Source organism: Pseudomonas sp. 4CAES_32.4, from assembly GCF_058136335.1.
Genome location: NZ_CM176882.1, coordinates 6,249,970 through 6,263,352 on the forward strand (window position 1 = coordinate 6,249,970; position 13,383 = coordinate 6,263,352).

Here is a 13,383-nt window from a genome sequence, read left to right on the forward strand (position 1 = left end):
TGATTTCCGACTGCGCGCTACATGAGGAAATGTTTCAGCGGATGTGTGCGAGCACACCTTGAAGCTCATCGAGAGAGTTGTAACCGATCACCAACTGACCCTTTCCCTTCTTGCCGTGGCGAATCTGCACCGCAGAGCCTAGGCGCTCGGCCAGACGCTGTTCGAGGCGGGCGATATCCGGGTCGGGTTTGCTGGCTTCCACAGGCTCCGGTTTGCCACTCGACCACTGGCGAACCAGTGCCTCAGTTTGGCGCACGGTGAGGCCGCGTGCGACAACATGTCGCGCCCCTTCCACCTGCTGATTGTCCGGCAGACCGAGCAAAGCACGGGCATGACCCATTTCCAGGTCGCCGTGGGAGAGCATGGTCTTGATGACTTCCGGCAGTGCAATAAGCCGCAACAGGTTGGCCACGGTGACGCGGGATTTACCCACAGCCTCGGCGACCTGTTGCTGCGTCAGCTGGAATTCCTGCTGCAAACGCTGCAAGGCCACCGCTTCTTCGATCGGATTGAGGTCTTCACGTTGGATGTTCTCGATCAGCGCAATGGCGATCGCGGTTTCATCCGGTACATCACGAACCATCGCCGGGATGGTTTCCTGCCCGGCTTGCTGGCTCGCGCGCCAGCGGCGTTCACCGGCGATGATTTCAAAACGACCACCGCCAATCGGACGCACCACGATTGGCTGCATTACGCCTTGAGCCTTGATCGACGCCGCCAGTTCTTCCAGCGCCTGCGGATCCATGTCCCGGCGTGGCTGGTATTTACCGCGCTGCAGCAGGTCCAGCGGCAAGTGTTGCAATTCACGGGTGTCAGCTTGCGCCGCTTGTTCTTCCAGCGCGCTGACGGTCGGACCACTCAGCAGTGCATCCAGTCCACGTCCGAGACCTCGTTTCTTGACGGCCATGGGGATTCCTTAAGTTGCCTGAGCAGCGGCGATGCGTGAATTTTTGCGCTGACGGCGAACCATCTCGCCGGCCAGGGCCAGATAAGCCAGAGCGCCACGCGATTGCTTGTCGTAGGCCAGCGCCGGCATGCCGTAGCTCGGCGCTTCGGCCAGGCGGATGTTGCGCGGAATCACTGTGTCGTAGAGCTGCTCGCCAAAGTGTTCCTTGAGCTGCGCCGAAACGTCGTTCATCAGGCTCAGACGCGGGTCGTACATGGTCCGCAACAGACCTTCGACTTTCAGGTTCGGGTTCAGCAGTTCAGCGATGCGCTTGATGTTATCCACAAGATCGCTCAAGCCTTCGAGCGCAAAGTACTCGCACTGCATGGGGATGATTACCCCGTCTGCGGCGACCAGTGCGTTCAGCGTGAGCATCGACAGCGACGGCGGGCAGTCGATCAGAATGTAATCGTAGTTTTCACGGATCGGCGCCAGCGCGCTGCGCAGACGGCTTTCCTTCATCTGCATTTCCAGCAGCACTACTTCGGCCGCCGTCAAATCGCGGTTGGCCGGCAGCAGTTGATAACCGCCGTGCTCGGAATAGTGCATGGCCTGGGCCAGATCGCATTCGCCGATCAGCAGGTCGTAAACCGAGTTTTCCAGGCCGTGTTTATCCACACCGCTACCCATGGTGGCGTTGCCCTGTGGATCGAGATCGATCAACAGCACCCGGCGCTTGGTCGCGACCAGGGATGCTGCGAGGTTGATGCAGGTGGTGGTCTTGCCCACACCACCCTTTTGGTTCGCTATCGCGAATACCTTAGCCATTCTTGCTTGTGTTCCCAATCATGCCGTGCGGCGCAGTATCAGCAGATGGCGTTGGCCTTGGCAACCGGGTACGGCCAGGGCGTGTTCGCTATCGAGTTTGAAGTCTGCCGGCAATGCTACCAGCTCATCGGCCGGATGAACGCCCTTCATTGCCAGCCAGCGTGTATCGGCGTCGCCGAGGTGGCGAGTCCAATTGGTAAAGTTTTCCATGCTGCTGAACGCCCGGGAAATGATCCCGTTGAACGGCTCTACAGGCTGGTAGGCTTCGACACGACTGTGGATAACTTGCAGGTTATCCAGTTTGAGTTCGAGTTTGACCTGAGTCAGGAAGCGGGTTTTCTTGCCGTTGCTGTCCAGACAGGTGACTTGCGAATCCGGATAGAGGATCGCCAACGGGATTCCCGGCATGCCGCCCCCGCTGCCGACGTCGAGCCAGCGACCGTTTTCGATGAACGACATAACACTGAGACTATCGAGCAAGTGCCGCGAAACCATTTCGTCCGGATCGCGCACGGCAGTCAAGTTGTAGGCCTGGTTCCATTTGATCAACAGGGCCAGATAACCCAGCAGCAAGTCGTGCTGGGTTTCAGTGAGATTGACACCGAGCTCGCGGGCTCCTGTGGATAACTCTTCGGCGTGTTGCGAAGTGACCTTAGAACTCAAGCGCTTTGCTCCAACTGACGGCCCGCGCCGCGTTTTTTCAAATGAATCATCAACAGCGAAATCGCTGCCGGGGTCACGCCCGGGATCCGCGAAGCCTGGCCCAGCGTCTCTGGACGAGTCGCGCCGAGCTTGCTCTGGATCTCCTTGGAGAGACCGGAAATGTTGGTGTAATCGATATCCACAGGCAATTTCGTGTCTTCACTGGCGCGCAGACGGGCGATTTCGTCCTGTTGACGGTCGATGTAACCGGCGTATTTGGTCTTGATTTCAACCTGCTCAGCGACCTGTGGATCTTCGGCGCCGTTGCCCGTCACTTCGACCAGACCAGCGTAGTCGATTTCCGGACGGCTCAAGAGGTTGAGCAAGTTGTATTCGTGAGTCAGCGGTGTACCGAATTTCTCGGCAATCGCATCGCCCTGCTGCGTGTTTGGGCGAACCCAAGTGCTTTTCAAGCGCTGTTCTTCAAGTTCGATGCTTTCGCGCTTCTTGCAGAAGGCCGCCCAACGCGCGTCATCGACCAGACCGAGTTCACGACCTTTTTCGGTAAGACGCAGGTCGGCGTTGTCCTCGCGCAGGATCAGGCGGTACTCGGCACGGGAAGTGAACATGCGGTACGGCTCTTGGGTACCGAGGGTGATCAGGTCGTCGACCAATACACCGATGTAGGCTTCATCGCGACGCGGGCACCAGGCTTCTTTGCCCTTGGCGCGCAGTGCGGCGTTCGCACCAGCCAGCAAACCTTGGGCGCCAGCTTCTTCGTAACCGGTGGTGCCGTTGATTTGCCCGGCGAAGAACAGACCGCCGATGACTTTGGTTTCCAGGCTGTACTTCAGGTCACGCGGATCGAAGTAGTCGTACTCGATCGCATAACCCGGACGCACGATGTGCGCGTTTTCCATGCCGCGAATCGATTGCACGATCTGCAATTGCACGTCGAACGGCAAGCTTGTGGATATCCCGTTCGGATACAACTCATGGGTGGTCAAACCTTCCGGTTCGATAAACACCTGATGGCTTTCCTTGTCGGCAAAGCGGTGGATCTTGTCTTCGATCGACGGGCAATAACGCGGGCCGATGCCTTCGATTTCACCGGCAGCGGAATACATCGGCGAACGATCGAGGTTCGCCGCAATGATTTCGTGGGTGCGGGCGTTCGTGTGAGTAATCCAGCAGCTGACCTGGCGCGGATGCTGTTCTTTGTTGCCCATGAACGACATCACCGGGATCGGCGTATCGCCTGGTTGCTCGGTCATCACCGAGAAATCCACAGACTTGCCATCGATACGCGGCGGGGTGCCGGTTTTCAAGCGACCGACACGCAGTGGCAGTTCACGCAGACGGTGCGCCAGGGCGATCGATGGAGGATCACCGGCGCGACCGCCGGAAAAATTCTGCAAACCGATGTGGATAAGTCCACCGAGGAACGTACCGGTGGTCAACACCACGGAATCAGCGAAGAAGCGCAGACCCATTTGGGTGACCACACCACGAACTTGTTCCTGCTCGACGATCAGGTCGTCAGCGGCCTGTTGAAATATCCACAGGTTCGGTTGGTTTTCCAGAATTTCGCGGACAGCGGCTTTGTACAGAATCCGGTCAGCTTGCGCCCGGGTCGCCCGTACGGCTGGGCCTTTGCGGCTGTTCAACACGCGAAACTGGATGCCACCCAAATCGGTAGCGATGGCCATCGCGCCGCCGAGGGCATCGATTTCCTTGACCAGATGGCTTTTGCCGATGCCACCGATGGCGGGGTTGCAACTCATGGCACCGAGGGTTTCCACGTTATGCGTCAGCAACAGGGTTTTTGCCCCCATACGTGCTGAGGCCAGTGCTGCCTCGGTACCGGCATGACCGCCGCCGATGACGATCACTTCAAAACGGGAAGGGAAATCCACCACGCACCTCGTGCCTGCTTAAGTAGGTAATTCAGGAATAGTTTGAGATCAGGTTTCTGGACCTGGTCGACAAGTATAGGGACTTCGCCGTTCCTAAAGAACCCTCTGCACAAAATTTAACCAGCTGTGGAGAACTCAAGGTTAAAAGAATAAAAAAGAGAGAAATTTATAAAACCTTTGTTTTTATGTTTATTTTTACTGAGGCACCTTTCTGTGGATAGATCTCTACAAGCCTTTATATTCAATATGTACAGAGATTCAAAACCCTGTGTCCATGTGCCAATGAGGGCGTTGGATAACCGGTTTAAGCCTGTGGATTAAAGGGATGGTTATCCACAGAGGGGTTTATATGCAGTTTTCGAGCCCTGTTATCAACTGCCCTTAGTGGCAGTTATTCACAGGGCTTAATCCACAGAAAATCGATAAAACGGCGTCTTCAAGGCGCAAAAAAAATCGCCAACGAGGGTTCGCTGGCGACAAAGAAGCCGATGGAGGGAAGTGCGAGGGCTATTGTGAGAGAACGTAACAGAGGCTAATAATAGGCATTATCATTAACTCGCCCACTTTTCCTATGTCCCTACCCGCCCACACTGCTGCGATCGAGCAAATCTACGAGCAACACCATTCGTGGCTATACGGGTGGCTAACGGGAAAATTGCATGACGCCTGCGATGCGGCCGATGTAGCGCATGACACGTTTTTGAGGATTTTGGCGGCTCGCAACGCCGCGCAGATCCGCGAACCGCGCGATTATCTGGCAACCATTGCACGCGGCCTGGTCATTGATCGTTATCGAAGACAGGCCATCGAAGTCGCCTATTTGCAGACCCTGGCCGCTCGACCGGAAGCCACCGCCATCAGCGAGGAAGACAAGGCGCTGATTATCGAAACGCTGGTCGCTGTGGATAAAGCCCTGGCCGGTCTTGGCGCGCGAACGCAGCGGATATTCATGCTTTCGCAGATTGATGGCCTGACTTATCAACAGATTGCCGTCCAACAGAAGGTTTCGCTGACCACGGTGAAGAAGCACATGATCCGCGCTCTGACGGAATGTGCCTTGATCATGGCGCAGCATTGATGGCCATCGCTCCTCACCGTCAGGTGTTTGAAGCTGCCGCCAGTTGGTACGTGCAGTTTCAGGCCGAGTCGCCGACCCTCGCGGAACAGAAGGCCTGGCAGCTGTGGATAGACAGTGATCCGGCGCATCTGGCCGCATGGAATCAGATGGAGCAACTGCAGCGCCACCTCGGCACCCTGCCGCAGGATCTGAAACGTCGCGCATTGAATAACGGTCAGCATCGGCGCCAGGTGTTGAAGTTGTTGTTGCTAGCTGCGGGAACAGGTTTTGTAGGCTGGAATGTTCAGCAACACACCTCCCTGGGGAACGTCTGGGCCGACTATAAAACTGGCGTAGGTCAGCGGCGCAACATTGCTCTGGCCGATGGCAGCCAGATTCAGCTCAACACAGACACCGCGATTGATGTGTCTTTCGATGCGGCGCAGCGGCTGATTCGCCTGCGCACAGGGGAGATTCTCATTCAAACCGGCAAGCTCGGCGATCAGCGGCCATTTTTTGTTGAAACTCGCGATGGCCGAATTCAAGCATTGGGCACGCGTTTCTCCGTGCACCAGTTAGCCGGTTCTACCCGCGTGGGTGTGTTGGAGCATCAGGTTAGTGTGCAACCGGGAGAACTATCCACAGGCGCAATTATTCTGAAAGCAGGCGAAGGCGTTGACTTCGATAGTCGGCATGTCGGCTTCATTCACCCCTTCAAGTCCTCGGAGGTGGCGTGGATCAACGGCCAGTTGATCGTCCTTGATACTCGGTTGGGCGATGTGCTCGCAGAGTTGGGGCGTTATCGCCGTGGCGTCCTGCATTGTGACAGCCGTGCGCGGGATCTGCGCGTTTCCGGTACTTTGCGCCTCGATTCCACCGATGCAGTGCTGGCCAATCTTCAGGCCTCGTTGCCGATCAACGTTCGATACTTCAGCCGGTACTGGGTATCGATCAGTCATAACGTGTGAGCGAAAAACACCTGGGGAAAAATAAATCGTAAACAGGGTTATCTTTTTTTTGCCTGACCCGGCCCTACAGGTAATCGCGATAAACGCGGCTCTTTGCCACCTTCAGGGCTTATCCACACATGCGTCTTCCCACGTTTCGTCAGCGTTTTTCCCACCACTGCATTGCCTATGGCTTACTGATGAGCAGTGCTGCTTCCTGCCTGGTACTGAGCCATAACGCCTTTGCTGCGACAACAACCCAGCGTTACGCCATTGCTGCCGGTCCGCTGGACAATGCGCTGAGCCAGTTCGCCTCCGCCGCGAATGTGATTCTGTCGTTCGCGCCGCAACAGACCAGCCGCTTGCGCAGCACCGGGCTCAACGGCAATTTCACTGTCGATCAGGGATTCGCCCAACTGCTGCAAGGCTCGGGTTTGCAAGCCGTACCGCAGGCGACGGGCAGTTATATTCTCCAGGCATTGCCCAACGGCGATTCGCTCGAGTTGGCCCCGACCAACATCAACGGTCAACTGACCAACCCGATGAATCTGGATTACGCCGCCGACGTCGGGTACAAGGCGCAGAACAGCCGAATCGGTACGAAAACCAGTACACCGTTGTCGGAAACGCCGCGCTCCGTGTCAGTCGTCACCGCCCAGCGCATGAAAGATCAGAAATCTCAGACACTCACCGAGGTACTCGGCTACGTGCCGGGGATCTTCGCGCCACCATTTGCCGCTGGCGACAGTCTGGCCGGAGACCTCTTCTATATTCGCGGTTTCAACGCCACCGATTACGGCTACGGTCTATTGCGCGATGGACTACGCGTACAGGGCAACCGCTATGACACCAGCACCGAGCCGTACGGACTTGAGCGGGTAGAGATTTTCCGCGGTCCGTCTTCGCTGCTTTATGGAGAAAACGCGCCGGGCGGCCTGGTCAATCTGGTGAGCAAACGCCCGACTGCCGCACCGCAAGGTGAAGTGCAATTGGGTTATGGCTCGAACAATCGCCGGCAGATCGGCGTCGATGTCTCCGGCCCGCTCAATGACAGCGGCAATGTCCTTGGGCGAGTAGTGATGCTTGGACGCAAATCTGACACCCAGACCGATCACGTCCCGGACGACCGGATCTACATCGCACCATCCCTGACCCTGAATTTTGACGATTTCAACACCCTGACCCTGCTGGCCAACTACCAGAAGGATCACACCAACATGGAACTTGGCCTACCGGCCGCCGGGACTTTGCTGACAAACCCCAACGGCAAATTATCCAAAGGCACCATGCTCGGCGATCCGGACTGGAACACGTTCGAACGGGAAACCTGGAGTACCGGTTATGAGTTCAGTCACTCGTTCAATGACGACTGGCAGTTCCGGCAGAATTCGCGCTACATGCAGTCGCGCATTACCCGCCATGAAACCTGGCCGGGCAACCTCAACAACGCCGGGTTCGGCACGCGCCTGAACATGACCGCGTACGATCGCTTCAACAAATCAATGGTGTACTCGCTGGATAACCAACTGGAAGGCAAATTCCAGGTCGGTGGTCTGGAGAACACCGTGTTATTCGGCGCCAGCTACGACCGTACTTCGTTCAACCAGGACTGGAACGCCGGCATCGTTGGGCCGATCGATGTGTATAACCCGGTGTATCTGCGCGACCCGACGACACCGATTGCGGTGCAAAACACCCTGCTCGAACAGCAAATGAAAGGGGTTTATGCGCAGATCCAGAGCAAGTATGACCACTGGCTGTTCCTGCTCGGTGGCCGTCAGGACTGGGTCGACAGCGATTTCCGCGACAAGGTGGCCCAGTCGAGCAACATCAGTTCCGAGGACAAGAAATTCACCTATCAGGGTGGAGTGATGTACCAGTTCGACAATGGCATGACGCCGTATGTCAGCTATTCCACTTCGTTCGTGCCGGTGCAGCAGATTTCCAACGCCGGCGCGCCCCTCGATCCGATCACTAGCAGCCAATACGAAGTGGGTCTGAAATACGAACCGATCGGCTGGGATACCGCATTCACGGCATCGGTGTATGACCTGCGGAAAAAGGACGATACCTATTTCGACGCCACCACGTCGAGCTACCGCCAAGTGGGCGAAAGCCGTTCCAAGGGTGTGGAGCTCGAACTTAACAGTAACCTGACGCAGAACCTCAACGTGACGGCAGCCTATACCTACACCGACGCGCGAATTACCAAGGATGCCGCGACGTCATTGGTCAAAGGCCATCAAATGACCGGCGTGCCGCGTAATCAGGCTTCGGTCTGGGCAAAATACCGCTTTCTCGATGGCGATTTGAAAGGTCTGTACGTGGGTGGCGGTGTGCGTTACTTCGACAGTGCGTTCGCTTACACCTCGCCGTCTCTCTACGGCAAGCTCGATGCCGGCGATGTTACGTTGGTGGATGCGGCGATCGGTTATCAGATCGACACGCACTGGAGCGTCGACCTGAACGCGAAGAACCTGTTCGACAAGGAATATGTGTCTGGATGCAACGATGCCGGCCGTTGCTATTGGGGTGAAGACCGCACCCTGCTCGGTACAGTCTCTTACAACTGGTAAACGAAAAAGGGGCTGTGGATAAATTGTCCACAGCCCCTTTTTTATTTGCCGATACAGAAACTGGAAAAGATTCTTCCCAGCAAATCATCAGAGCTGAAGGCTCCGGTGATTTCCCCTAGAGAATGCTGGGCCTGACGCAAATCTTCGGCAAGCAATTCACCGGCACCCGCCAATGTCAGTTGGGCGCGACCGTGTTCCAGCGCTGCGCTGGCGTGACGTAGAGCCTCCAGATGGCGGCGGCGTGCACTGAAGCTGCTCTCCGAGGTTTGCTCATACCCCATGCAAGCCTTGAGATGGTCACGCAGCAAGTCCAGTCCATCACCGGCCGATTTGGCGCTCAGACTGATCGTCACGTGGCCGTCTTCACTGGTTTCAAGAGCAATCGCTTCGCCGGTCAGATCGGCTTTGTTGCGGATCAGGGTGACTTTTGCCGGATCCGGACGGGTTTCGAGGAACTCCGGCCACAGCGCAAACGGATCCAGCGCTTCCGGAGCGGTTGCGTCGACGACCAGCAACACTCGGTCGGCTTCACCGATGGCTTTCAATGCCCGTTCAACACCGATCTTTTCCACATGATCATCGGTATCTCGCAGCCCTGCCGTATCGACAACGTGGAGCGGCATGCCGTCGATGTGGATATGTTCGCGCAGGATATCCCGCGTAGTGCCGGCAATTTCGGTAACGATGGCCGCTTCACGTCCAGCCAACGCATTCAACAAGCTGGACTTGCCAGCATTAGGACGGCCGGCAATCACTACGGTCATGCCATCGCGCAACAACGCGCCCTGCCCGGCTTCGCGCAGCACTGTGGATAATTCATCGCGGACTTTATCCAGCATGCTCAGCACATGGCCATCGGCGAGGAAGTCGATTTCTTCTTCCGGGAAGTCGATGGCGGCTTCGACGTAGATGCGAAGGCTGATCAACTGTTCAGTCAAGTTATGCACACGCTGGGAAAACGCACCTTGCAAGGAACGCAGGGCATTGCGCGCAGCCTGTGCAGAACTGGCCTCGATCAAATCGGCAATAGCCTCGGCCTGAGCCAGGTCGAGTTTGTCGTTAAGGAAGGCCCGTTCACTGAATTCACCCGGACGGGCCAAACGGCAACCCAACTCCAGGCAACGCTTGAGCAACATATCCAGAACAATTGGGCCGCCGTGGCCCTGCAGTTCCAGAACGTCTTCGCCGGTGAATGAGTTCGGGCCCGGGAAATACAGCGCCAGACCTTCGTCCAGCACTTGCTGGTCATCACTGAAAAATGGTCCGTAATGGGCATAACGCGGTTTCAGTTCGCGACCGCTGATGGCTTTTGCCGCAACGCTGGCCAACGGCCCGGAAATACGGACGATGCCCACACCACCACGGCCTTGAGCGGTGGCGACAGCGGCGATGGTTTCACGAGGTACGCTCATTAACCGGAATCCAGACAAAAATGACAGATAGCAAAACGCCCCACTAGGGGGCGTTTTGAGTGGTTATCCACAGTGTAAATCAAGCGGCTGCTTTGGTAGCCCGTTCGATCTTACGCGTGATGTACCACTGTTGGGTGATGGACAGGCAGTTGTTCACAACCCAGTACAGCACCAGACCTGCCGGGAACCACAGGAAGAAGAAGGTGAAGATGATTGGCATCATTTTCATGACCTTCGCCTGCATCGGATCCGGAGGAGTCGGGTTCAACTGCTGCTGGATAAACATGGTTGCGCCCATGATGATCGGCAGAATGAAGAACGGATCCTTGATCGACAGGTCAGTGATCCACAGCATGAACGGCGCTTGGCGCATTTCCACGCTTTCCAGCAGAACCCAGTACAGCGAAAGGAAAACCGGCATCTGCACGAGGATTGGCAAGCAACCACCCAGCGGATTGATCTTCTCTTTCTTGTACAGCTCCATCATGGCTTGCGACATTTTCTGCCGGTCATCGCCATGTTGCTCTTTCAGAGCAGCCAGTTTCGGTGCAACGGCACGCATACGCGCCATCGATTTGTAGCTGGCAGCCGACAGAGGGAAGAAGAGCCCCTTGATCAGCATGGTCAGGAAGATGATCGACCAGCCCCAGTTACCGACAATGGCGTGGATATGTTGCAGCAACCAGAAGATTGGCTGGGCAATGAACCACAGAATGCCGTAGTCGACGGTCAGTTCCAGACCTGGGGACAACTCTTTCAGCACAGCCTGGCTTTTTGGACCGGCGTACAGCACAGCGCTGGTTTCAACTTTTGCACCTGGAGCAGCGGTCAATGTAGGACCGGTGTAACCGATGATGTAGTTGCCCTTGCTGTCTTTACGGGTCTGAACGACGTTGTTTTCGCCCTTCGCCGGAATCCATGCGGTCACGAAGTAGTGTTGCAGCCAGGCTACCCAACCACCGGTGACGGTTTCTTTCAGCTGCGCCTTGTCCATGTCCTTCATGGACACTTTCTTGTACGGCTCCGAACTTGTCCACAGGGCGGCGCCCAGGTAAGTCGCGGTGCCAGTAGCCGTTGTGGACGAAGGGTCAGCGCTGTTGTCGCGCTTCAACTGGGCAAACATTGCGCCGTTCCAGGGCTGAGCGCTCTGGTTATCCACAATGTAGGAAACGGCTACGTCATACAGGCCGCGTTTCAGGGTGAAACGCTTGATGTAATTGACGCCGTCCTTGCTGAACTTCAGGTCTACGACCAGTTGGTCCTGACCGTCAGCCAGTTGATAAGTCTTCTTCTCCGAGGAGTAGACCGGACGACCGGCCGGATTTGCGTCCGGACCATTGGTGCCGATCAGACCGCTTTGTGCCAGATAAACACGTTCGCCGCCGTTATCGAACAGCTGGAACGGAACATCAGGACGATCCTGACGACGTGGATACAAAGGCAAGGTCAGTTGAGCAACATCGCCACCTTGTGGGTCGATCGCAAGATCGAGCACGTCGGTTTTGATCTGGATCAGATCCTTGCTGGCGGCTACCGGTGTTTCGGCAGGTGCGCTGGTATCGCTAGCGGCACGCGGAATATCGTCACTGGCGGCAGCATTATTGCCAGTGGCGGTGTCCGGCAAACCGGATGTAGTCGTACTGGAAGCAACATTCTGAGTCGGCAGGGCAGCCTGACCGTAGTCCTGGTTCCATTTAAGGACCATTACGTAGGCCACGATTGCCAGGGCGACGATCAGGATCGTGCGTTTGATATCCATGATTACTCGGCCATCGAAGAAGAACGGGAGGTAGGGATAGGTGGAACCGGGTCATAACCACCGGGATTCCACGGATGACAGCGACCTAAACGACGAAAGGTCAGCCAGCCACCGCGCAGAAGGCCATGATTTTCGATGGCTTCATACGCGTAGCAGGAACAACTGGGGTAGAAACGACAGTGGCTGGCCATCAAAGGACTAATGGCATAACGATAAAACTGGATCGGAACGAGGGCCAGTTTACGCATCGGTACTGTCTACCCCTACAGTCTCGGTTTTGGCTTCTGGAACTGGCTTGCTGCGTGCCAGACGCTTCCAGAGCTTGCCGAAATGCTGAATCAATTCGGGGTTTTCTACATCGCCCAGACCTTTGCGCGCGACGATAACGATATCCCAGCCGACCAGTGAATCCTGGTGCAGACGGAATGATTCGCGCATCAAACGTTTGAGGCGATTGCGCTCAACGGAGAGCTTTACGCTCTTTTTCCCGATAACCAGCCCTAGACGGGGGTGATCGAGATCGTTGTTGCGTGCAAGGAGCAGGAGATTTTTCCCCGGAACCTTGCCGGTAGGGGAGTCAAAGACTGCCTTGAAATGCCGGGGGGTAAGCAGACGCTTTTCCCGACTGAAGTCCTGACTCACCTCCAGTACCGGATTATCAAACTGCCAGACGCGCACGACCTTTGGCGCGACGACGCGACAGGACTGCGCGGCCGTTCTTGGTAGCCATGCGAGCACGGAAACCGTGGGTACGAGCGCGTTTGATAGTGCTTGGTTGGAAAGTACGTTTCATTGTCGTGTTACCTGGTTCGTCCACAACGGGCCGGAATGGCCCCCGTTTTAAGAGACCGGGGATTCTAGAGAAAGCAAGCCTTCAGGTCAATTTCCAACCAGCGTTTCCTTATAAATAGATCTCGACGGCTTCCAGGCCGGGTCGCTTGCTCGCCATACATAAAAATAAAGAAGGGAATTATTTAAAGCTTTTCTGTAAAGCTTATAAAAGCTAGACCCGCCACCTTCTGTGGATAACTGACCTCACGCCATATTCGACAAGGTGTACAGAGAATGACAACTACAGTGGAAAACAGTGTTCAGCCTGTGCTGCGCTATCGGATAACCTGTGTGTGAAAGGTGTTGTTATCCACAGGCTGGTTATCCACTGAGTTCAACCCCCAGTTGTCCAGTGCCCTTAGTGCGGGTTATCCACAGAGCTTATTCACACACCGTTGGTCGCTTTTCCTGCGTTCAACACATTGATAAATCATGTTCTCCGAGCAACCTGCATGTGGATAAGTGGACGGCTCGCCGCTACAATGGCCGCTTGTTTTTGCCTCACCGGCTTTCAACTTAGGGGATATCC

Annotated in this window: 12 protein-coding genes; 3 read left to right on the forward strand and 9 right to left on the reverse strand. The window is 56.1% G+C overall.

Annotated elements, in window-relative coordinates; all coding sequences use genetic code 11:
* Nucleotides 1-34 precede the first annotated feature (34 nt).
* Genes AC3Y64_RS28265 through mnmG form a run of 4 tightly spaced genes read right to left on the reverse strand, consistent with a single transcriptional unit; the run spans nt 35 to nt 4,272 of the window.
* A complete protein-coding gene (locus AC3Y64_RS28265; protein WP_489985980.1) occupies nt 35-907 on the reverse strand; it encodes a ParB/RepB/Spo0J family partition protein in 873 nt (290 codons plus the stop codon).
* 9 nt (nt 908-916) lie between these two features.
* Complete coding sequence (locus AC3Y64_RS28270; protein WP_007911909.1) at nt 917-1,714, reverse strand: ParA family protein; 798 nt, start codon at nt 1,712-1,714, stop codon at nt 917-919.
* Nucleotides 1,715-1,732: 18 nt separating this feature from the next.
* Nucleotides 1,733-2,377 (reverse strand): 16S rRNA (guanine(527)-N(7))-methyltransferase RsmG, encoded by a 645-nt coding sequence (gene rsmG, locus AC3Y64_RS28275; protein ID WP_489985981.1) that lies wholly within the window; start codon nt 2,375-2,377, stop codon nt 1,733-1,735.
* Entirely contained in the window at nt 2,374-4,272 is a 1,899-nt protein-coding gene (gene mnmG, locus AC3Y64_RS28280; protein ID WP_025112250.1) for a tRNA uridine-5-carboxymethylaminomethyl(34) synthesis enzyme MnmG, read from the reverse strand. The genes rsmG and mnmG overlap by 4 nt, the downstream gene beginning before the upstream one ends.
* A 571-nt stretch (nt 4,273-4,843) precedes the next feature.
* Here mnmG and AC3Y64_RS28285 point away from each other — a divergent pair.
* The 3 genes from AC3Y64_RS28285 to AC3Y64_RS28295 all read left to right on the forward strand — a co-directional run bounded on the left by AC3Y64_RS28285 (nt 4,844) and on the right by AC3Y64_RS28295 (nt 8,852).
* Nucleotides 4,844-5,350, forward strand: coding sequence for a sigma-70 family RNA polymerase sigma factor (locus tag AC3Y64_RS28285; RefSeq protein ID WP_489985982.1), 507 nt, complete (start codon nt 4,844-4,846; stop codon nt 5,348-5,350).
* On the forward strand, nt 5,350-6,297 hold the full coding sequence (locus tag AC3Y64_RS28290) for a FecR domain-containing protein (protein WP_489985983.1): 948 nt from the start codon (nt 5,350-5,352) through the stop codon (nt 6,295-6,297). Before AC3Y64_RS28285 ends, AC3Y64_RS28290 begins: the two co-directional genes overlap by 1 nt.
* A 119-nt stretch (nt 6,298-6,416) precedes the next feature.
* Nucleotides 6,417-8,852, forward strand: coding sequence for a TonB-dependent siderophore receptor (locus AC3Y64_RS28295; protein ID WP_489985984.1), 2,436 nt, complete (start codon nt 6,417-6,419; stop codon nt 8,850-8,852).
* Nucleotides 8,853-8,893: 41 nt separating this feature from the next.
* On the opposite strand, the gene mnmE is transcribed toward AC3Y64_RS28295, so the two are convergent.
* The 5 genes from mnmE to rpmH form a co-directional block, all read right to left on the reverse strand.
* Complete coding sequence (gene mnmE, locus AC3Y64_RS28300) at nt 8,894-10,264, reverse strand: tRNA uridine-5-carboxymethylaminomethyl(34) synthesis GTPase MnmE (protein WP_489985985.1); 1,371 nt, start codon at nt 10,262-10,264, stop codon at nt 8,894-8,896.
* A gap of 79 nt (nt 10,265-10,343) precedes the next feature.
* Entirely contained in the window at nt 10,344-12,023 is a 1,680-nt protein-coding gene (yidC, locus tag AC3Y64_RS28305; RefSeq protein WP_034152190.1) for a membrane protein insertase YidC, read from the reverse strand.
* 2 nt (nt 12,024-12,025) lie between these two features.
* Nucleotides 12,026-12,271, reverse strand: coding sequence for a membrane protein insertion efficiency factor YidD (gene yidD / locus AC3Y64_RS28310; protein WP_010465488.1), 246 nt, complete (start codon nt 12,269-12,271; stop codon nt 12,026-12,028).
* Nucleotides 12,264-12,665 (reverse strand): ribonuclease P protein component, encoded by a 402-nt coding sequence (rnpA, locus tag AC3Y64_RS28315; protein WP_489988038.1) that lies wholly within the window; start codon nt 12,663-12,665, stop codon nt 12,264-12,266. Before rnpA ends, yidD begins: the two co-directional genes overlap by 8 nt.
* A 16-nt stretch (nt 12,666-12,681) precedes the next feature.
* Nucleotides 12,682-12,816: a 50S ribosomal protein L34 gene (rpmH, locus tag AC3Y64_RS28320; RefSeq protein WP_003213577.1), complete on the reverse strand. Its 135-nt coding sequence runs from the start codon at nt 12,814-12,816 to the stop codon at nt 12,682-12,684.
* Between the last annotated feature and the right edge of the window lie 567 nt (nt 12,817-13,383).

Bases quoted from the DNA above. Each gene is read 5' to 3' on its own strand.
- yidC (WP_034152190.1), bottom strand. From the start codon at position 12,023: ATGGATATCAAACGCACGATCCTGATCGTCGCCCTGGCAATCGTGGCC.
- AC3Y64_RS28290 (WP_489985983.1), top strand. From the start codon at position 5,350: ATGGCCATCGCTCCTCACCGTCAGGTGTTTGAAGCTGCCGCCAGTTGG.
- rpmH (WP_003213577.1), bottom strand. From the start codon at position 12,816: ATGAAACGTACTTTCCAACCAAGCACTATCAAACGCGCTCGTACCCAC.
- yidD (WP_010465488.1), bottom strand. From the start codon at position 12,271: ATGCGTAAACTGGCCCTCGTTCCGATCCAGTTTTATCGTTATGCCATT.
- AC3Y64_RS28270 (WP_007911909.1), bottom strand. From the start codon at position 1,714: ATGGCTAAGGTATTCGCGATAGCGAACCAAAAGGGTGGTGTGGGCAAG.
- AC3Y64_RS28295 (WP_489985984.1), top strand. From the start codon at position 6,417: ATGCGTCTTCCCACGTTTCGTCAGCGTTTTTCCCACCACTGCATTGCC.
- AC3Y64_RS28265 (WP_489985980.1), bottom strand. From the start codon at position 907: ATGGCCGTCAAGAAACGAGGTCTCGGACGTGGACTGGATGCACTGCTG.
- mnmE (WP_489985985.1), bottom strand. From the start codon at position 10,264: ATGAGCGTACCTCGTGAAACCATCGCCGCTGTCGCCACCGCTCAAGGC.
- AC3Y64_RS28285 (WP_489985982.1), top strand. From the start codon at position 4,844: ATGTCCCTACCCGCCCACACTGCTGCGATCGAGCAAATCTACGAGCAA.